The 17981-nt window shown below is 73.5% G+C and carries 16 protein-coding genes; 14 read left to right on the forward strand and 2 right to left on the reverse strand.

From position 1 onward, the window contains the following. Positions 1-413: 413 nt before the first annotated feature. The 13 genes from ACIP4P_RS03545 (at position 414) to ACIP4P_RS03605 (ending at position 13518) form a co-directional block, all read left to right on the forward strand. Positions 414-2297: an FAD/NAD(P)-binding protein gene (locus tag ACIP4P_RS03545; protein WP_400914281.1), complete on the forward strand. Its 1884-nt coding sequence runs from the start codon at positions 414-416 to the stop codon at positions 2295-2297. Further along, on the forward strand, positions 2294-3505 hold the full coding sequence (locus tag ACIP4P_RS03550) for an MFS transporter (RefSeq protein WP_400914283.1): 1212 nt from the start codon (positions 2294-2296) through the stop codon (positions 3503-3505). The genes ACIP4P_RS03545 and ACIP4P_RS03550 overlap by 4 nt, the downstream gene beginning before the upstream one ends. Before the next feature lie 110 nt (positions 3506-3615). Beyond that, positions 3616-4656, forward strand: a complete 1041-nt coding sequence (locus ACIP4P_RS03555; protein WP_400914285.1) for a ketoacyl-ACP synthase III family protein — start codon at positions 3616-3618, stop codon at positions 4654-4656. A 3-nt stretch (positions 4657-4659) separates the two neighbouring features. After that, positions 4660-5721: an isopenicillin N synthase family dioxygenase gene (locus tag ACIP4P_RS03560; protein ID WP_400914288.1), complete on the forward strand. Its 1062-nt coding sequence runs from the start codon at positions 4660-4662 to the stop codon at positions 5719-5721. Beyond that, positions 5718-6722 (forward strand): DMT family transporter, encoded by a 1005-nt coding sequence (locus tag ACIP4P_RS03565; RefSeq protein ID WP_400914290.1) that lies wholly within the window; start codon positions 5718-5720, stop codon positions 6720-6722. Before ACIP4P_RS03560 ends, ACIP4P_RS03565 begins: the two co-directional genes overlap by 4 nt. Before the next feature lie 29 nt (positions 6723-6751). Beyond that, on the forward strand, positions 6752-7504 hold the full coding sequence (gene thyX / locus ACIP4P_RS03570; RefSeq protein ID WP_400914436.1) for an FAD-dependent thymidylate synthase: 753 nt from the start codon (positions 6752-6754) through the stop codon (positions 7502-7504). A 65-nt stretch (positions 7505-7569) separates the two neighbouring features. Beyond that, on the forward strand, positions 7570-8166 hold the full coding sequence (locus tag ACIP4P_RS03575; RefSeq protein ID WP_400914292.1) for a TIGR00730 family Rossman fold protein: 597 nt from the start codon (positions 7570-7572) through the stop codon (positions 8164-8166). A 211-nt stretch (positions 8167-8377) separates the two neighbouring features. Then, entirely contained in the window at positions 8378-9664 is a 1287-nt protein-coding gene (locus tag ACIP4P_RS03580; protein ID WP_400914294.1) for an MFS transporter, read from the forward strand. Positions 9665-9706: 42 nt separating this feature from the next. Beyond that, the gene (locus ACIP4P_RS03585; RefSeq protein ID WP_400914295.1) at positions 9707-10447 is read left to right on the forward strand and encodes a class I SAM-dependent methyltransferase; all 741 of its coding nucleotides are present in this window, start codon (positions 9707-9709) and stop codon (positions 10445-10447) included. 310 nt (positions 10448-10757) lie between these two features. After that, complete coding sequence (locus ACIP4P_RS03590) at positions 10758-11171, forward strand: hypothetical protein (protein ID WP_400914297.1); 414 nt, start codon at positions 10758-10760, stop codon at positions 11169-11171. Between the two features lie 41 nt (positions 11172-11212). Beyond that, positions 11213-12370, forward strand: a complete 1158-nt coding sequence (locus ACIP4P_RS03595) for a sensor histidine kinase (RefSeq protein ID WP_400914299.1) — start codon at positions 11213-11215, stop codon at positions 12368-12370. Continuing rightward, positions 12367-12975 carry a response regulator transcription factor gene (locus tag ACIP4P_RS03600; protein ID WP_350510680.1) on the forward strand — a complete coding sequence of 203 codons (609 nt, stop codon included), beginning with the start codon at positions 12367-12369 and terminating at the stop codon, positions 12973-12975. Before ACIP4P_RS03595 ends, ACIP4P_RS03600 begins: the two co-directional genes overlap by 4 nt. Positions 12976-13077: 102 nt before the next feature. Continuing rightward, on the forward strand, positions 13078-13518 hold the full coding sequence (locus tag ACIP4P_RS03605) for a VOC family protein (RefSeq protein WP_350510679.1): 441 nt from the start codon (positions 13078-13080) through the stop codon (positions 13516-13518). Between the two features lie 212 nt (positions 13519-13730). On the opposite strand, the gene ACIP4P_RS03610 is transcribed toward ACIP4P_RS03605, so the two are convergent. After that, on the reverse strand, positions 13731-14831 hold the full coding sequence (locus ACIP4P_RS03610) for an ABC transporter substrate-binding protein (protein WP_400914303.1): 1101 nt from the start codon (positions 14829-14831) through the stop codon (positions 13731-13733). Between the two features lie 314 nt (positions 14832-15145). On the opposite strand from ACIP4P_RS03610, the gene ACIP4P_RS03615 reads away from it, so the two are divergent. After that, on the forward strand, positions 15146-16465 hold the full coding sequence (locus ACIP4P_RS03615; protein ID WP_400914306.1) for a DUF4190 domain-containing protein: 1320 nt from the start codon (positions 15146-15148) through the stop codon (positions 16463-16465). A 64-nt stretch (positions 16466-16529) separates the two neighbouring features. On the opposite strand, the gene ACIP4P_RS03620 is transcribed toward ACIP4P_RS03615, so the two are convergent. Then, positions 16530-17906 carry a histidine-type phosphatase gene (locus ACIP4P_RS03620; protein WP_400914307.1) on the reverse strand — a complete coding sequence of 459 codons (1377 nt, stop codon included), beginning with the start codon at positions 17904-17906 and terminating at the stop codon, positions 16530-16532. Between the last annotated feature and the right edge of the window lie 75 nt (positions 17907-17981).

Below are 17981 nucleotides of genomic sequence, written 5' to 3' on the forward strand. Positions count from 1 at the left end.
GGCACGAGCGCTCCTGCGCCGTCGGATTCATTCCCAGGGGCTATAGGTCCAGCCCAAGAGCTATTTTTATCCGCGTCGACTGTTGGGCAGGATGCATACGTTCTGACCGGCCGTGCGGCCGGCCCACCGATCCGGTGCGGCCGTGCGTCGTCGCCGGTCGAAGGCGCGCTTACGGGGGTCAGCGTGATGGAGTGGACGATCCACGGCTGGGCAGCGGCGGGTTCAGTGCTCGTCGGCACCGGTGCTCCCGCCACCCGGGGTGGCGCTCGACCGGTCGGTCGTAGCAGCCTCCCGAGCCCCGCGCACCGCACTTCCTGACTCCCCGCGTCGGCTGCGCCGCGCCCGGGCTCCTCCCGGTGTGCGCGGCCTGCCGTCCTGCCCACTCACACCTCAGGAGACCTGTGACCAGGACCGTGAACTTATGCATCGTCGGCGTCGGACCGAGGGGGCTGTCCTGCCTGGAGAGATTGGTGGCACGCGCCAGGAGCGGTGTCCGGAGGGTCCAGGTCGTGGTCCACCTGGTCGATCCGTACCCCGCCGGCGCCGGCGCGGTGTGGCGTACGGACCAGGCGGACTGCCTCCTGATGAACACCGTCGCCTCGCAGGTCACCGTGTTCGCCGACCGCACCGCCGGCCCCGCCGTTCCGCTGCTGTACGGCCCGAGCCTCTACGAGTGGGCACGTCAGGACCCGCACGAGCGGGCCGATGCACCCGGGCCGGACGACTACCCGTCCCGCGCACGGTACGGCAGGTACCTGCGCTGGGCGCTGGAGCGGGTGCTGTGTCAGCTCCCGGACGGGATGACGGTGCGGATCCACCGCGACCGCGCGGTGGGGCTGACCGAGGACGATGCCGGGCAGGTGGTGCGGCTGGCCGGCGGCACGGTGCTGGGTGGACTCGACGCGGTGGTGCTCAGCCAGGGGCACCTGCCCGGGCTGCCGACGCCGCAGGAGGCCGGACTCGAGGTCTTCGCCGAGCGCCACGGCCTGCGCTACGTCGCGCCCGCCAACCCGGCCGACACGGACCTGTCGGGCGTGGCCCCGGGCGCCCGGGTGCTGTTGCGCGGCCTCGGCCTGTGCTTCTTCGACCATCTGGCACTGCTCACCACCGGGCGCGGAGGGTCCTTCCGGCGCGGCCCGGACGGGCGGCTCGGCTACCTCCCCTCGGGGCGCGAGCCCGTCCTGTTCGCGGGCTCCCGACGGGGATTGCCGTACCAGGCCCGGGGCGCCAACGAGAAGGGCCCGTCCGGTGTGCACGAGCCGGCGGTGCTGACCCCGGAGGTGGTCGAGGTGCTGCGCAAGCGCGGGGCGCGCGGTGGCGGTCTGTCCCTGTGCCGGGACATCTGGCCGTACGTCGCCAAGGAGGTGGAGACCGTCTACTACACCCTGCTGGCCGGCCGCAGCGGGCGGGGCGGTACCGCGGACGCGGCGCTGCGGCAGCGACTGCTGGCCGCGCCATGGGGCAGTGCGGCCGAGGCGGCGGTGCTGGACGCCGCCGGCATCGGCCCGGCGGACCGCTGGGTCTGGCAGCGGCTCGCCAGGCCGGCCGCCGGTCGCGCCTTCACCGGATCGGCGCACTACAACCGTTGGGCCGCCGAGCACCTGCGGGAGGACGTGGCGCGGGCCGCTCGCGGCAACCTGTCCGATCCGGTGAAGGCGGCCCTGGACGTGCTGCGCGACCTGCGCAACCAGATCCGCGAGCTGGTCGACCACGCGGGCCTGACCGGTGCCTCCTACCGGGACGAACTGCGCGGCTGGTACACGCCGTTGAACGCCTTCCTGTCCATCGGCCCACCGCGCGGCCGGATCGAGGAGGCGGTGGCCCTGATGGAGGCGGGGATCCTGCGCCTGGTCGGCCCCGACCTCAGGATCGAGCCCGACCCGGCGGGCCCGGGCTTCACCGCCTGGTCACCGGCGGTCGCCGGGAAAGCGGTGCGGGCCGAGGTGCTGATCGAGGCCCGCCTGCCCGAGCCCGGACTCAGCCGCACGGCCGACCCCCTGCTGCGCGCCCTGCTGGCCAGGGGCGAGGCCGCCTCCTACGTGGTGCCCGACCCCGACGGCCCCGGCTACGACACCGGGGCGCTCGCGGTCACCGGGTCGCCCTCCAGACTGGTCGACCGGCGCGGGCACGCGCATCCCCGACGGTTCGCGATCGGTGTGCCCACGGAGGGCGTGCACTGGGTGACCGCGGTCGGCATTCGCCCGGCGGTGGGATCGGTGACGGTGCAGGAGACCGACGCCGTCGCCCGCGCACTGCTCGATGCCGCGCTGCCGGCTCGGCACGAGGTGGCCGCGTGAGGAACCGGGTCCGGCCGGGCGGGCCGCCGGAGGCGGAGCCGCTCGCGCCGCCCGACGACGAGGGGAGCGGCCGCCGCGAACCGCGGGGTCTGGCCACCGCCTGGCACGTGGCGGCGACCACCACGCTCACCTCGACACCGGTGTTCCTGCCCGGCGCCGCCTCCCCTCTGATCGACCGGGACTTGGGCTGGAGCGCCGGCGGGCTCGGCGCGGTGCTGTCCGTCTTCTGGCTGGGCTCGCTGATCGGGGCCTGGCTCAGTCGACGGATCCGGGTGCCACTCGCGGCGGAGCGGGTGCTGGCCGCGGCGATGCTGGTCACGGCGGTGGCCCTGGCCGCGGTGGCCGTGCTGCCGGCGGCCGGGTTGTGGGCCGGGGGAGCGCTCGGCGGCGGTGCGTACGGCTTCAGCCAGCCGTACGGAAATCAGGCGTTGCTGCGGCGCTGCGCCCCCGGGGTGCGGGGGCGCGCGTTCGGGCTGAAGCAGGCGGCGGTGCCGGCGGCGACCCTGCTGTGCAGTGTGGTGATGCCGGTGGCGGCCGTACCGCTCGGCTGGCGTGCGGTGTTCGGCGGCGGGGCGGTGGTCTGCCTGGGGTACGCGGCCGTGCTGGCGCTGCGAGGGCCCGGGGAGCCGTGGCGGGGACCGGTGTCCGGAGGGCTGGGCTGGGACCGCCGGCTGGCGGCTCTGGCGGGGGTGGGTCTGCTGGGCGCGGCGATCGGCAACAGTCTCGGTGCATTCCTGATCCTCACCCTGGTCGGGGACGGGTTCGACCTCACCGGGGCGGGCCTCCTCGCGGCGGCGGCCGCCGCGCTCTCGGTACTGGTCCGGATCGGTGCGGGGTGGGTCACCGACCGATCCCAGGGCCGGGGTTGGCGGGATCTGACGGCCATGTTCGCGATCGGGGCGGTCGGCACGGCGCTGCTGGCCGCCGGCTCCAGGCCGCTGGGGGCAGCGGGTGCGTTCCTGGGGTACGCCGGTGGCTGGGGCTGGGCGGGTTTGCTGCACTACCTGGCCGGGGCGGCCTATCCGGGCCGGGAGAGGGCGGCCACCGCGCTGACCCAGATGGGTGTCTCGCTGGGCGCGGCGGTGGGTCCGTTCGGCTTCGGGCAGCTGTACGAGCTCGGGGCCGGGCGGGCCTGGTGGCTGATGGCGGCAGCGGCCGTCGCCGGGACGGCCGGTGCGGTGACCGCGGCGAGAATCCGGTCGGCGTGATGTGAGCCGGATGCTTTCATGACTGACCTCCATTTATGTCAATGACAATATTGACAGCCCCCGAGGTTGGTGCTTGCATACTGTCAATGGCGTCCCCGGAGGGAAGCGGTATGAGGTTCGGAAACGACGTGCGGATCCGAGCGGTCGGCGTGTGGCTGCCCGAAACGCTGGACACCACCGAGCGGGCGGTGGCCGAAGGGCGTCTCGCTCCCGAGGTGGCCGAGCGGATGGGCATCACGGGCCTGCCGGTCGCAACCGACGTCTCGGCGCCGGACATGGCGGTCAGGGCGGCCCGGATCGCCATGGACCGGGCCGGCTGGCAGGGCGGCGACCTCGACGTCCTGGTACACACCTGGATCTACCACCAGGGCCACGACATGTGGTCGCCGCCGCACTACGTCGCCAAGCAGCTCGGGGCCGGGCCCCACTGCCTGCCGCTCGCCCTGCATCAGGGGTGCGACGGCGGGGGCCTGGCGCTCCAGGACGCCGCCCTGCGGCTCCGCGCCGACCCCGGCGCCCGCAGGGCCCTGGTCTCCACATCCGACCGGTTCGTGCTGCCCGGCATCGACCGCTGGAACTTCCAGCCCTCCATGCCGCTCGGCGACTCCGGTACCGCGGTCCTGTTGGAGCGCGGCCCGTCTCCCGACGCCCCGTTCGCACTGCTCGCCGTCAACACCTACGCGGCACCGGAGTTGGAGGTGCTGGTCCGCGGCGACCGACCCTTCGCCGACATGCCGATGCAGGTGGAGCTGCCGTTCAGTGTGCTGGACTCGGCCCGGAACGGCTCGGAACGGCTCCGGGAGGTTTCCTACGGGCAGATCACCGGCCTGGTCCGCGCGACCCTGCGGGACGCCGGAGTGGACGCCCACGACAGCCGGCTGCGCCACGTGGTGCTGCCGCGCATCGGTACCAGCGGCCTGACGGCGCTGTACCTGCCGGCGCTTCGGGACGTGCTGAAGGCGGACATCCTGCGCTTCGACGACCTCACCGGCCATCTGGGCTGTGGCGACTGGGCCGCAGATCTGAACGAACTCTACGAGGGTGAGACGCTCGCGCCCGGTGAGATGGCGATGCTCATCGGCGCCGGGGCCGGTCTGACCTGGGTCTGTGCGCTGGTGCAGGCCACCGAAGCAAGCGAAGGAGGAAGGTGACGCATGCTCACCCAACGGCAGGAACCCGGTTTCGACTCCGGAGCAGCGCAGCAGACGCCCGTCACGATCGCCCACGGCTACGTGCCGATCATCGACCTCTCCGCGGCCCGGGGCGGGGACTGGGAGCGCAGGCTCAGCGTCGCCCGGGCCGTCGGAGAGGTCTGCGAGACCAGCGGTTTCATGGCGGTCAGCGGTCACGGCGTGCCCGACTCCCTGATCCAGGGCGTCTACCGCGCCACGAAGGAGTTCTTCGCGCTCCCCCCGGAGACCAAGCGCCGACTGCTGGCGGACCCCGCCGACCCCTTGATGCGCGGCTTCGGAGTGGAGGGCAACCTCGCCGCCGCCAACGAGGGTGTCGACGCCGTGACGGCCCGTCGGCTGGCCGACCTCTCCGAGACCTACACCTACAACCGGCTCGGCGACATCGGGGCCACCGGGATCCCCGACGGCGCCCGGGTGGGCCTGGCCAAGCTCAACAAGTGGCCCGGGCTGCCCGGTTTCCGAGAGTCCTACCTCGCCTACTACCGGGCGATGGAGGGGCTGGCCAGGGAGCTGACCCGGCTGATGGCGCTGGCGCTCGGCCTGAACGAGGACTGGTTCCTCGACAAGATCGACCACCACATCTCCAACATGACGGCCAACTACTACCCGGCGCAGGATGATCCGCCGGAGCCCGGCCAACTGCGCAAGGGGGTGCACAGCGACTGGGGTCTGCTGACCGTGCTGTACCAGGACGGTGCGCCGGGCGGACTGCAGGTACGGGACAAGTCGGGCGGCTGGCTGGACGTGCCGGCCGTCGAGGGCACCTTCGTGGTCAACATCGGCGACCTGATGGCGGTCTGGACCAACGACCGCTGGGTCAGCACCGTCCACCGGGTGGTCAACCCGCCGCGCGAGGCCGCCCACCGGGAGCGGTACTCCATCCCGTTCTTCCTGCAGCCCAACTACACCGCGCGGATCGAGTGCATTCCCACCTGCGCCGGCCCGGACAACCCGCCCCGGCACCAGCCCACCACCTCGGGCGCCTACCTGGTCGGCAAGCTCAGCGCCGCCTACGGGATATGACCGACCTGGTACGCGGGGGCGCGCGGATCGCCGCCCTGAGCGCGGCCTTCCTCGCCGGGGCGGTGCTCTCGCTCCAGGCCTGGGTCAACGGCCGGCTGGGCACCGAGGTCCACGACGGCGTCGCGGCAGCCGCCCTGTCGGACGGCGTGGGCCTGCTGGTGCTGCTGCTGGTGTGCCCGCTCCTGCCCTCCTTCCGGGCCGGCGTGGTGCGGCTGGCGGGGGCGTTGCGCACCGGAGCGGGGCGGGAACGGCTGCGCCCGCACCAGTTCCTCGGTGGACTGGTCGGCGGTGTGGTGGTGCTCTCCCAAGGCGTCAGCACCTCCGTGCTCGGCGCCGCCACCTACACGGTCGCGCTGGTCGGCGGTCAGACCCTGAGCGGGCTGTGGGTCGACCACTTCGGCCTCGGGCCGTCGGGTGTCAGCCGGATCACCGGCCGGCGGGTGTTCGGCGCGGTACTGGCGGCCGCGGCCGTAGCCGTGCCCCTGCTGGGCTCGATCGGCAGTCGTTCGGTCTGGCTCGCGATGCTGCCGCTGCTGGGCGGCATCGGGCTGTCCTGGCAGATGGCCGTCAACGGGCGCCTCAATGTCTCGGCCCGCACGCCCTGGCCGGCCGTCACCCTCAACTTCCTGCTGGCGGCGGTCGTGCTGGGCGTCGCCCTCGTGGTCGCCGGCGTCCGGCACGGCCTGCCGCACCACTGGCCGGACCGGGTCGGGCTGTACTCCGGCGGACTCCTGGGCCTGCTCTTCGTCCTCGCCTCCGTCCTGCTGGTACGCCGCATCGGTGTCCTGGTCACCGGGCTCGCCATGGTGGCCGGCCAGACCCTGGGGGCGCTGGTCGTCGACGCCCTCGCGCCGGGCGGCGCGTCCGACGGAACGGCGGCCGTCCTGACCTCGCTGACGGTGCTGCTCGCGGCCGCGCTGGCCGCCCAGGCGCCCACCGCCACCGCGCGGTTCACGTCCGATCGGAACCTTCACCCTGAAACGGAGCCTTCGGCTCCCTGAACAGAACGAGGTGGCAGAACATGACCTCCATGATCGAGCCGGCGGTGTCCGCCGCAGAGCTTGAGCTGGACTCCGAGATCGTGCTGTGCAGCAAGATCACTGTCGAGCTGGTGGACCACCGGGCCGACGACATCGGGGTGGTGCGCGCCGCCCGGGTGTCCACCGCGGGTGAACGGGCCCATCGTGAGGAGCGCGGCGACGGCTACGCCGCCGGGCTCATCGACTACCTGATGCGCAGCCGGCACGGCAGCCCCTTCGAGCACAACTACCTGACCTTCCTGGTGCACGCACCGATCTTCACGGTGCGCCATCTGATGCGGCACCGGATCTGGTCGTTCAACGAGGAGAGTGCCCGCTACCGCGAGATGAACCCGGTCTTCTACGTGCCCGACACCGACCGGCTGCTGCGCCAGGAGGGCAAGCCCGGGCACTACGACTACGTGGCCGGAGCCCCGGGCGACCTGGAGAGCGTGCAGAGCTCCGCGAAGCTGGTGTACGGGGCGGCGTACCGCGAGTACACCCGGATGCTGGACGGCGGCATCGCCCGGGAGATCGCCCGCATGGTGCTGCCGGTCGCCACCTACTCCGCCGTCTACGCCACCTGCAACGCACGGGCGTTGATGCACTTCCTCGGGTTGCGTACCAAGCGCGCCGACGCCGCCTACCCCTCCTCGCCGCAGCGTGAGATCGAGCTGGTCGCGGAGGGGATGGAGGCGGAGTTCGCCCGTCTGATGCCGCTCACCCATGCGGCGTTCGAGAAGTTCGGCCGGGTCAGTCCGTAACGAACCCGTGGCTCCGCCCCGCCGGGGTGCGAACCCCGGCGGGGCCCTCATCGAGAGGTCCAGACATGCGTGTCACCGTTTACGCCGGGTCCTCGGCCGGGAACCGGCCCGTGTTCGCCGAGGAGGCCGGCCGGTTCGCGGCCCGGCTGGCCCAGAGGGGCTGTGACATCGTCTACGGCGGTGGCAGCGTGGGCCTGATGGGTGTGGTCGCCGACGCGGCACTCGCGCACGGCGGCAAGGTGATCGGTGTCATTCCGCGCTCGCTCGCGGACGCCGAGGTCGCCCACGGCTCGCTCACCGAATGCCACGTGGTGGAGTCGATGCGGGAGCGCAAGGCGATGATGGAAGAACTGGGCGACTGCTTCGTCGCCCTGCCCGGCAGCGTCGGCACCCTGGAGGAGCTGTTCGAGGTCTGGGCGTCGCTGGTGCTCGGGCATCACGGCAAGCCGGTCATGCTGCTCAACACCGAGGACTACTGGAACCGGCTGCTGTCGCTGGTGCGGAAGAGCGCCAACTACGGCTTCATGAGCGACGCGGAGAGCCGCTCGCTGATCCCCGTCCGGTCCGCCGACGAGGTGTTCGCCGTGGTCGCGCAGTGGACGCCGCCGGCTCCCCGGTGGGGCTCCGGCGGCCCGAACCGGGTTGCCACGCAGCCTTCCTGAGTCGATGGCAGTCGATCGGGCCAGGCCGACCGATCGTCAGTTCCCCTTGAATCGCCGGGCGGGATGCTTCTACGATTCAGTGTGTCGAAACGACATAGGATGAACTCGACCTAGACGAGGAGCTGGACCTCGGCCGATCACGGCCCTCCGGCCCCGGGGTCGGTCGTCCGCACCCACCACGTACTCGGCCCAACGGCTAGGAGGCCACGTTTTGTCCGCCCCCACGAATCCGCAGTCCGCGGCACCGGCGTCGATCGAGGCGCCCGAGCCGGCACCCGTGGCAGACGGGCCGGACAGTGCCCGTCCGGCCGAACGGTTCTCGGTGATCCCGCTGATGGCCCTCGGGCTCTCCGTCTTCGCGCTCTGCTCGGCGGAGTTCGCGTTGATCGGGCTGCTGCTCGACGTGTCGTCTGACCTGCACGTCACGGTCGCCAAGGCGGGTCAGCTGCTGAGCGCCTACGCGCTGGCGGTGGCCGTCGGCGGTCCGGTGGTCACCGTGCTCACAGCGCGGTTCGCGCCCCGGCCGCTGGCCCTGACGCTGCTGGGCGTCTTCGCCGTGGCCAACGTCGCCGGTGCCCTGGCGCCCGGCTTCACCATGCTGATGGGCGCCCGCACCGTCGCGGCGCTCACCCACAGCACCTTCGCGGCGGCCTGCATCATGCTGGCACTGCGGCTCTCGCCGCCCAACCGGCAGGCCTCCGCCATCGCCTGGGTGGCGGGCGGCCTGGGCCTGGCCACCGTGCTCGGCGGCCCGATCGGCACCGTGATCGGCGAGCAGTGGGGCTGGCGGGCCACCTTCTGGACGGTGGCCGGCGCCGCGGTCCTCGGCCTGGTGGCCATCGTGCTGCTGGTGCCCGGCGGCCTCGGCGGCGGCCAGCAGGTTTCGGTGGCCACCGAGTTGAGGGTGCTCGGCCGGCCCCAGGTGCTGTGGGCGATGGGTATCACCGCCGTCTCGCAGACCGGCTGGTTCCTGTTGTACAGCTACATCACCCCGCTGCTGCGCGACCTCACCGGCTTCGGAGAATCCGCGGCGGCGGGCCTGCTGTTCGTCTTCGGCTTCGGCGGGTTCGTCGGCAACGCGCTGGGCGGTCGGCTGGCCGACCGGTCGTTGCGCGGCACGATCGCCGGGATGCTGGCCGTCCTGGCGGTGATGCTCCTGGTGATCGGTGCGAGTGCCCGGCACGCCTGGCCGACCGGTCTCGCGGTGCTGCTGATCGGCGCGGCCTCGGGGGCGCTGGTGCCGCCCCTGCAGGCATGGGCGCTGGGCGCGGCCGGCGGCGGGTCGACCCTCGTGCTGGCCGCCAACGCCTCGGCGTTCAACCTGGGCAACGCGGCCGGTTCCTGGGCCGGTTCGCGGCTGCTGGACGGCGGCACCGCCGTGAACGTGCTGGGATACGTCGGCGCGGCGATCGTGCTGCTGTCCCTGCTCGGCGCGCTCGTGGCACTGCGGAAGCGGCGGACCGGTGCCGAGGAAGCCGCAGGCGCAGCCACCGCATGACGGAACCCACCCGCCCGATGGACACGACGAGGAGACGCCATCGTGAGTGCAGACCAGTACGACGAGATCGGTGCCGCCTACGAGGGATTCAAGTCCCTGCCGATGATCCGGTACTCCGAAGTCCCGAGCTTCCTCGGCATGTTGGACGGGGTCGGCGGCAGGTCGGTGCTCGACCTGGCCTGCGGCACCGGTTACTACACACGGCGGATCAAGGCGCTCGGGGCCGGCCGGGTGACCGGGGTCGACATCTCCCCGGCCATGATCCAAGCGGCCAGGCTGCTGGAGGAGAAGCGGCCGTTCGGCGTCGACTACGAGGTCGGAGACGTGGCCGAACTGGCCCTGCCGGGTGACCCGTTCGAGCTGGCGACGGCAGCCTACCTGCTCAACTACGCCGAGAGTCCCACCGCCATGAAGCGGATGTGCGTGGGCATCCGCCGCGCGCTGGTCACCGGCGGTGAGTTCCTGACCCTCACCCAGAACCCCGGCTACCGGTTCGACGGACCGGGCACCCGCGCCTACGGGTTCCTGCACGAGTACGACGGGGAGGCCGAGTCCGGCCCCCGAGTACGGATCACCGCGCTGCTGGATCCGCCGATCACCATCAACGCGCACATGCCGCGCCGGACCGTCTACGAGGACGCGCTGCGGGCGGCCGGGTTCACCGACCTCACCTGGGAGCCCGTCCAGGTGAGCGACGAGGGCGTCCGGGCCCACGGCGAGGCCTACTGGCAGGACTGGCGGGCCAACCCCACGCTGGCGCTGCTGCGCTGCCGGGCGGCTTGACGGACGGCCGCTCCCCGAGACCGGGCCGGGCGTCCCGCATCAACCCCCGGATGCGGGACGCCCGGCCCACCACCAGCGGCGGCGTGCGGGCGCTGCCGGGAACACCGAACGAGGGAGGTCCTCTCAGCGGAACGAGGGGGCCTCCCCCCGTCGTCCGGGGCTCGCGGGACTCTCCGGGCCCACCGTCGCGCCCGGTGCATCGGCCGGCCGGGCGGGGCCGACCACTGCGGCGCGGGGCTGACAATTGTCATGGTGCGGGGGTGTGGCAGCACACTGCCGACCGGCCCCGGACGGCGGCCACGATGAGGGCATGACCTCCACCGATCTGCACCACCCCGACACCCGGCGGGCCTTCCGCACCGTTCGGAACTGCGTCCTCGTCTACCTCGGCCTCAGTGCGCTCACGCTGGTGGCCGCGTACGCCCTCCGCTCCCACACCGACCTGATCACCCCGGCGGTGTGGGTGCGCGGCACCCTCGTCCTGGTCGGTGCCGCCGTCACCCTGCTGCTCACCGTCCGGGCGGCTCGCGGCTCGCGCGGTGCCTTCCGGCGGCTGCGGATCGTCTCCGGGGTGATGCTGGTCGCGATCGCCGTGATCATCGCCGTGCCGGGGATGTTCCCGCTCTGGATGAAGATCGAGCAGGGCTGCTGCGGCCTCGCCCTGCTGGGCGTCGCGCTGGTGATCAACGGACGGCAGCTGCGTACGCTGTTCGACCGACCCTGAGACGTTCGATGGGTCCTGGGACCAGAGGAAGGAACGCGAGGGTGAGCGACCTCGACCACGAGAACGCGCCGGCCCCCGCCCGGCACTGGGCGGGGGGCGTACGGCGGACCGTGCTGGGCACCGGGATGCTGGTCTTCCCGGCCCTGACCGCGGTGGCGATGAGCGGCAACGTCGGCGGGACGGCGGCGGTGGCCGGCTACGCCGTGGTCGCCGCGTTCTGCCTCTGCTTCGTGCTGCTCGCGATCGTCTCCGGGCTCACCGGGGGCGACCACCGCGCGCGCTGGATCAAGGGACTGCTGGCGGCGATGACCGCCCTGTTCCTGGCCGCGCTGCCGGCCGCCCACGCGGACGCCTTCTTCCTCGCCACCGTGATCGTCTCGGTGGCCGGGATCCTGTGGCGCGAGCACCTGGTCAAGCTGGCGGCCGCCGGGACGCTCGCCGCCCTGCTGGTGCCCTGGGCGGTGCCCGCCTGGCACACCGGGCCCGGCGGGTTCCAGGCGCTGGCCCTGCTGTTCACCACGCTCACCTGCGGCGCCTTCGCCGAGATCGCCGCCACCAACGAGGCCCTGGTCGCCGCCCGGGCCGAGGTCGCCCGGCTGGCCTCCGAGGCCGAGCGCAACCGGATCGCCCGCGACCTGCACGACCTGCTCGGCCACTCGCTCACCGCGATCACCGTCAAGTCCCGCCTCGCCCAACGGCTGGCGGCCAAGGACCTGGACCAGGCGGTGGCCGAGATGACGGCCGTGGAGTCGTTGTCCCGCCAGGCGCTGGCCGACGTGCGGGCCGCCGTCACCGGCTACCGCGAGGTCACGGTGGCCGGCGAACTCGCCCGCGGCCGCGAACTGCTGCGCGCCGCAGGGGTGGTGGCCGACCTGCCGTCGGCGGCCGACGCGGTCGGACCGGAGCACCGCGAGCTCTTCGGCTGGGTGGTGCGCGAGGGCCTCACCAACGTCGTCCGGCACGCCCGGGCCGACCGCTGCTCGGTGCTGCTGACCGCCACCTCGGTGGAGATCCGCGACGACGGCCCCGGCAGCGGCCCCGGCGGCGGACTGATCGGCAGCGGAAAGGGACTGACCGGGCTGCGGGAACGGGTCGCGGCGGCGGGCGGTACGGTCGAGGCCGGCCCGCTCGAACCGCGCGGCTGGCGACTGCTGGTCACCGTCCGGCCGTCGGACGCCCACCCTGGAAGGACGACATGACGATCCGCCTGCTGCTCGCGGAGGACCAGGAACTGGTCCGCACCGCGCTCGGCGCCCTGCTCGACCTGGAGGAGGACTTCGAGGTGGTCGCCGCCGTCGGACGCGGCGACCAGGTGGTCGAGGCGGCCCGCGAGCACCGGCCGGACGTCGCCCTGCTGGACATCGAGATGCCCGGACTGGACGGCCTGGCGGCCGCGGCCGTGCTCGGCCAACAGGTGCCCGGCTGCCGGGTGGTGATCCTCACCACCTTCGGCCGGGCCGGCTACCTGCGCCGGGCGATGGAGGCGGGCGCGCTCGGCTTCGTGGTCAAGGACGCCCCGGCGGAGGTGCTGGCCGACGCCATCCGCCGGGTGGCGGCGGGGGAGCGGGTGGTCGACCCGGAGCTCGCCGCCGCCACCATCGCGGCGGGCGCCTCCCCGCTCACCGCCCGCGAACGCGACGTCCTCAACGCCTCCCGCTCCGGCGCCGGGGTCGCCGAGATCGCGGGGAAGCTCTACCTGTCCGAGGGCACCGTCCGCAACTACTTCTCCGCCGCCATCGCCAAGACCGGCACCCGCAACCGGACCGAGGCGCTGCGGACCGCCGACGAGCGCGGCTGGTTGTAGCGCCGCTCAGTTGTCGGGCGCCGCTCAGCCGTCCGGGGCCGGCGGCAGATCGGCGGGCCGCCGTCGCGGGGGGCTGTCGGTGGGGCGGGGTACGGTCGCGACATGGCTGCCCGAATCGATCTGACCCTCGACTGCGCCGACGCGCGACTGCTCGCCGAGTTCTGGAAGACGGCCCTCGGGTACGTGGACGAGCCGCCGCCGCCCCCGTTCCGGACGCGCGAGGAGTGGCTCGCGCAGTTCGACCTGCCCGAGGACGACTCCGCGGACGACGGCGCTTGGCTCTGCGACCCGGCGGGGGCCGGGCCGCGGCTGTCCATCCTCAGGGTGCCCGAGCCGAAGCGGGCGAAGAACCGGCTGCACATCGACATCCGGGTGCCGGGCCACGGCGGCCCGGCCGAGCGCTGGGCGCGGATCAGGGCGGAGGCGGCCCGGCTGGTGACGGCGGGCGGGCGGGTCCTGGCGGAGCACGACGGGCACCACGTGGTGATGGCCGATCCGGAGGGCAACGAGTTCTGCGTCGCGGCGGGTCCGGCGGTCGGCTAGGCCCTGTCCGGCCGATCTTGCCGGGCGCGCGACGCCGGGCATCCCGCCTGGACGCACGCCCGAATCGTCCAAGTACGTCCAGTACGAGGCCGACTCGGGCGCACGCCCAGCCGGGCGCGAAGTGGGGGTACCTCCCGGCCGAAGGCTGGGGGAGTCGCGCGCTGATCCGCCAAGATCGGCCGGACAGGACCTGGGCCCTGTCCGGTCGGTGGTCAGCCGGTGCGCAGGACCCGGAAGCGGTCGGGGGCGGACGGGTCCCGGTCGACGACCTGGACCGGCGGCCAGGCCCACTGCCAGACGGCGGAGCCGGGCGGTCGGGTGAAGCGGATCGGCCCGCGGGTGCCCTCGACGGAGAGCTGCGGCCAGGCCGCGGCGATGCGTTGGTGGTCGGTCCCGGCGGAACGCAGCGCCTCGGCCAGGACGGTGACGGTGTCGTGGCCCTCGAAGGCGACGAAGGACGGTTCCTCGCCCAGCCGCGCGCGCAGGGCCGCGGCGACCCGCTCGCCGCGGGGGCCGAGCTGCTCGGGCAGGTAGCGCAGGAAGGGGACGGCCGTGCCCTGGTCGCCCAGCAGCGCCCGCCATTCGGCGAACTCCGGCTGCCCCGCCGGGGCGCCGATCAGGACCTCGGCGAGGCGCCGGTCGGCGCGGACCGCCCGGACGATCGGCACGGCCGGCTCGGGGTGGCCGACCAGGAGGAGCAGGGCCGTCGCACCGTGCCCGAGGAGTTCCCCGCACAGCTCAGCGGGGGAGAGCGCGCCGGTGTCCAGCTCGACGATGGCGCCGCCGCGCGGGGCGAGGTGCTCGCGCAGGATGCGGGCCCCGGCGGCCCAGTAGACGCTCGGCTGGGTCGCCGCGACGATCCGGCGGTGGCCCGCGTCGAGGAGGAAGTCCGCGTAGACCCGCCAGCCGTGGGACTGCGCCGGACACAGCCGGGCGACCCGGTCCGTCGGACGGTCGGCGAGCGCGTCGAGGACGGCCGAGGAGCAGAGGTAGGGCAGCCCGAGGGCCTCCGTCCGGGCGGCCACGGCCCGGGCGACGACGCTGTGGTACTCCCCAACCACGGCGGCGACCCCCAGCCCGGCCAACTCGTCCACCGCGGCCGTGGCCCGCTGCGGATCGGCCGCGGTGTCCCGGACCAGCAGGTCGAGCGGCTGACCGGCGATCCCGCCGGCGTCGTTGACCTCCTGGACGGCCGTCTCCAGCCCGGCGAGCAGGTGCCGGCCCGCCTCCGCCCAGCCCGGTCGACTCAGCGGGACGAGGGCGCCGATCGGCACGGACGACGGTGGGGGTACCTGCGTGGTCACGCGGGACATTCAATCGACCGCTGCAGCGGACCGGCAAGCGAATATCCGACGAGGTCGGGCGGGGACGAAGCACGGCGGTTGTTTCCGGGTTGTTCCGGTACCCGGGGTGTCGGGGCTGTCGGCGGGCACCTGTATGTTGATCACTCGCCGACCCTGCCGCGCGCCCGTTCCGGGCTGCCGACGCGCGGGTCCGGCCCGGACCGCCCCTGTCCCGGCGGTCGGGCCGTCGGCGCGGGGGGACTTCGGAAGGACCTCGGCCCGGGGTGGATCAGCCGCTCATCGACTCATCGACTCATCGTCTCGACGTCTCCGAAGGATCTCGTATGACCGTTCCTGTCCCGCCCGACAGACCGCAGTCCGGGGAGGTGCCCGCCGGCGCCGACCCGGAGGCGCCGCTGACCCCGGGGCAGAGCGAGGCCCCGGGCGAGGGCGAGGCCACGACGCCCGCGCCCGCCGTGGCCGAGGCTCCTGCGTCTGCTGACGCGCCGGCAGCCGCCGATGCTGCCGCGTCTGCTGACGCTCCCGCGCCCGCCGTGGCGCCTGCGCCCACCGTCGCGCTCACCAAGGCCGACGCCCCGGCGTCTGCTGACGCTCCGGCAGCCGCCGATGCTGCCGCGCCCGCTGACGCCCCCGCGCCCGCTGACGCCCCCGCGCCCGCTGACGCCCCCGCGCCCGCCGAAGCGCCCGCGCCGGCTGACGCCTTCGCCGCCGTCGGGGCGCCCGCGCCGTTCGCGTCGCCGTACCCCGCGCCCGCTCCGGGTGCCGGCTACGGCCAGCAGCCGGGCTACCCGTACTGGCCGCAGTACCCGGTGGCCGCGCCGCAGCCCCGCAACGGGCTGGGCACCGCCGCCCTGGTGCTGGGCATCATCGGCGTCGTCCTCGGCCTGCTGATCGTCTTCTTCTGGGTGTCCTGGCTGCCCGCCCTGCTGGCCCTGATCTTCGGAATCGTCGGCCTGGGCAACGCCCGCAAGGGCGTGGCGAACAACCGGGGGGTCGCGCTCGCCGGGGTGATCCTGGGCATATCCGGGCTGGTCGTCTCGGTCGGTGCCGGGGTGTTCGTCGGCTACGGGGTGTACCGGGCGCACGAGCAGAGCAAGGCCGAGTCGGAGGCCGCGCGGGTCCGCGCCGACGAGGCGGACCGGGCCGCAGCCGAGCGGGTCGCCAAGGAGAAGGAGCGGCTCGACGCCGCGAAGAAGAAGATCGAGGAGGAGCAGCAGGCGAGGGCTGCCGACGAGAAGGCCCGTCATCTGGGGTTCGGTCAGTCGTACACCTTCGCGGACGGGTTGAAGGTCTCGATGGCCGCGCCGGAGCCGTACGTCCCGAACGAGACGGTGTTCGCGGCACCGAAGAACTCCAAGTTCATCCAGGTGACGATCACCATCGTCAACAACGGCTCCAAGGACGTCCCGCTCGACGCCTACGGACTGCCTTCCGTGAAGGACTCCAACGGGACCCTGGTCACCGCGCTGATCGACGGCAGCCGTCGGATGAAGATCCCCCGCGGCATGGTGGCGCCGGGCGAGCAGGCCACCAGCGTCTCCGCGTACGCTCTGCCGAACGCCTCGGCCGACCCGTTCACCGTCGCCTTCACCTACTTCGGTGTCGGCATGAAGACCGTGACGTGGTCCGGCTCCCCGAGCTGATCCCGCCGTCCGACGCGGGGACCCCCGGGCCGTCGGCCCGGGGGTCCCGTCATGTCGGCGGCTGTCAGCCGTGGGCGAGGCAGCGGGTGAGTTCGTCCAGCCGGTAGAAGGCGGAGCCGGCGGTGACCGGCGTGCAGGAGGGCTTGAAGGCGGTCTCCTTCTCGTTGTAGAGCATCCGGACCAGGTGCTCGGCGGGCCGGCCGTCGGAGGGGGAGTCCTCGTAGAGGTCCCACTGGATGTTCGCGCCCATCGGGGCGACGTCGGCGCCGCGCCACGGGTTGTTGGCGTAGGTGTACGGCTGCGCCGGGTCGGCGGCCTCGGTGCTGCCGGGCAGGCCGAGCAGGGCGGCGAGCGGGATGATCTCCTCGGCGTGGGTGAAGCGCAGCACCGCGCCGTCGCGGCTGGTGCCCGCGGCCTTGGCGCGGGCCTGGGCGAGCAGGTCGTCCAGCAGGACGCCGGCCATCTTGTAGGTGATGGTGCGTCCGCGGAAGGCGGGGCCCTTCTGGTAGAACTCCTCGGCGTCGTCGAGGTAGGCGAGCCACCGGGTGTCGTGGTCGGTGAGGTAGCGGGTGAGGTCGACCCCGGGGGCCTCCACGCTGAGGTCGGGAGCCGCGCTGTAGAGCTCGTAGAGCGAGCGGGCGAAGGAGACCTGGTCGTCGACGGACGTCGCCGCGAGGAAGTCGGCCCGGAACAGCCGCGCGAGGGCGTGCCGGGCGGCTTCGGCGGTGCGCGGATCGGCCTCGGTCCGGTCCAGGACGGCGGCGAGGTCCGGGTCGTCCGCCAGGTACGCCCGGTAGTCGGCGTTCTGCGGCTGCTTGTGGAAGTACAGCAGGTCCTTGTCGGTGACCGGGGGCTTGATCAGGTCGGCGAGCGCGGGGTCGCCGGCGGTCAGGCCCGCGGTGAAGGCGTCGGCGCTGGCCACCGCGCGCGGAACGCCCGAAGTCTCCACCACCACGGGCTCCTTGCCGGTGGTGATCTCCCGGAACAGGGACGGCAGTCGCTGCTCCAGGCGCAGCGCGGTCCGCCGGTGCTCCAGGGCGCCGCGGGCGGAGAGGTTGCCGTAGCCGAGGGTGGCGGCGGCGGAGCGGAGCGACCGCACCTGGGGGGCGAGTTCGGCGCCGAGGTCGGTGAGGGCGTGCTGCCGCCCGGCCTGGTCCAGGACGGCGAGCACGGTGTCGGCGTCGTCGCTGCCGGACATGGCGCTGGAGCCGTGGCGGGCGACGTTCTCGGTGAAGACCGGGCGGAAGCCGGCCGGGGGCTGCTGGTAGCGGTCCGGCCCGCCCTGCGGCTCGTAGGGGGTCTTCGTGCCGTACCGGCCGTGCTGGTGGGTGCGGTGGGCGGAGCCGGGGCGGTCGGCGGCGGACGAGCTGCCCGCGGTGGACAGCACGCCGACGGCCAGGGTGAGGGCCAGGGCGGCGGAGAGGGCGGCGGTGCGCTTCACGGCGGTCCTTTTCGTCGGGATGGGTCGGGGTGGGTCGGGGCCGGTCGGGGCCGGTCGGGGGGAGCTGATGACGGT

It is taken from the genome of Kitasatospora sp. NPDC089509 (assembly GCF_044749365.1).
Lineage (GTDB): Bacteria > Actinomycetota > Actinomycetes > Streptomycetales > Streptomycetaceae > Kitasatospora.

What these genes read in the sequence shown, in the direction of transcription:
- ACIP4P_RS03565 (WP_400914290.1), top strand. Translation starts at nt 5,718, where the DNA reads ATGACCGACCTGGTACGCGGGGGCGCGCGGATCGCCGCCCTGAGCGCG.
- ACIP4P_RS03555 (WP_400914285.1), top strand. Translation starts at nt 3,616, where the DNA reads ATGAGGTTCGGAAACGACGTGCGGATCCGAGCGGTCGGCGTGTGGCTG.
- ACIP4P_RS03600 (WP_350510680.1), top strand. Translation starts at nt 12,367, where the DNA reads ATGACGATCCGCCTGCTGCTCGCGGAGGACCAGGAACTGGTCCGCACC.
- ACIP4P_RS03575 (WP_400914292.1), top strand. Translation starts at nt 7,570, where the DNA reads ATGCGTGTCACCGTTTACGCCGGGTCCTCGGCCGGGAACCGGCCCGTG.
- ACIP4P_RS03610 (WP_400914303.1), bottom strand. Translation starts at nt 14,831, where the DNA reads ATGTCCCGCGTGACCACGCAGGTACCCCCACCGTCGTCCGTGCCGATC.
- ACIP4P_RS03590 (WP_400914297.1), top strand. Translation starts at nt 10,758, where the DNA reads ATGACCTCCACCGATCTGCACCACCCCGACACCCGGCGGGCCTTCCGC.
- thyX (WP_400914436.1), top strand. Translation starts at nt 6,752, where the DNA reads ATGATCGAGCCGGCGGTGTCCGCCGCAGAGCTTGAGCTGGACTCCGAG.
- ACIP4P_RS03560 (WP_400914288.1), top strand. Translation starts at nt 4,660, where the DNA reads ATGCTCACCCAACGGCAGGAACCCGGTTTCGACTCCGGAGCAGCGCAG.
- ACIP4P_RS03605 (WP_350510679.1), top strand. Translation starts at nt 13,078, where the DNA reads ATGGCTGCCCGAATCGATCTGACCCTCGACTGCGCCGACGCGCGACTG.
- ACIP4P_RS03615 (WP_400914306.1), top strand. Translation starts at nt 15,146, where the DNA reads ATGACCGTTCCTGTCCCGCCCGACAGACCGCAGTCCGGGGAGGTGCCC.